Here is a 1,047-nt window from a genome sequence, read left to right as displayed (position 1 = left end):
CACGAACAACCGCACGCTCGAGCACCAGCACCTCGCGCTCAGCGAGATCCACCGCATCACCGGGCACGAGCAGCTATTCGACACGCTGTTCGTCTACGAGAACTACCCCATGGACGCCGCCGCCATGGCGGGCGATCGCGAACTGGTCGTCACCGAGTTCACCAGTCACGAATCCACTCACTACCCGCTTTCCATCGTGGCCTTGCCGGGCAGTGAACTGCGCCTTCGAGTGGAATTCGACACCGCCGTGTTCGACGAAACCCGTATCAGCACGCTGATCGACCGGTTGCGGCAAGTGCTGGCGGCCATGGCCGCCGACCCGGCGCGGCCGCTGTCATCCATCGACCTGCTGGACGAGCGTGAGCATGCCCGCCTGCAGGAGTTCGGCAACCGGGTGGTGCTGACGCAACCTGCTCCGGCGGAGGCGTCGATTCCGGAGTTGTTCGGGGCGCAGGTGCTGCGCGCCCCAGAGGCGGTGGCGCTGGTGAGCGGTGATCGCTCCTGGAGCTACCGGGAGCTGGACGAGGCCGCCAATCGGGTGGCGCACTTGTTGGCCGGAGGCGGGGTTGGCCCGGGCGCCTCTGTGGCTCTGTTGCTCCCGCGCTCGGCTGAGGCAATCGTGGCGATCTTGGGTGTGCTCAAGACCGGAGCCGCCTATCTGCCGATCGATCCGGCGGTCCCGGCGGCGCGGTTGCAGTTCATGCTCGGCGACGCCGGACCGCTCGCCGCGGTGACCACCGCGGCGTTGCGGCCGCGGCTGGCTGGGTTCGGCGGATTGACGGTCATCGACATCGATGACCCGGCCGTGGCGGCTCAACCGAGCACGGGATTGGCGCCACCGGCCGCTGACGACGTGGCGCACATCATCTACACGTCGGGCACGACGGGCACGCCCAAGGGAGTGGCGGTCACCCAGCTCAACGTGACTCAACTATTCGCCGGTTTGGACATCGGTGTCGAACTTGGGCCGGACCAGGTGTGGACGCAGTTCCATTCCTACGCATTCGACTTCTCGGTGTGGGAGATCTGGGGCGCGCTGCTGCACGG

General features: G+C 67.1%; 1 protein-coding gene. It reads left to right on the top strand.

Annotated features, from left to right (window positions below; translation table 11 throughout):
- Positions 1–1,047 (top strand): AMP-binding protein (locus A5753_RS02260; protein WP_156655887.1); only part of this gene is annotated, 1,047 nt, incomplete at both ends.

It is taken from the genome of Mycobacterium sp. 852002-51971_SCH5477799-a (assembly GCF_001667145.1).
Taxonomy (GTDB): domain Bacteria; phylum Actinomycetota; class Actinomycetes; order Mycobacteriales; family Mycobacteriaceae; genus Mycobacterium.
This window is presented reverse-complemented; position numbering and strand designations above follow the sequence as displayed.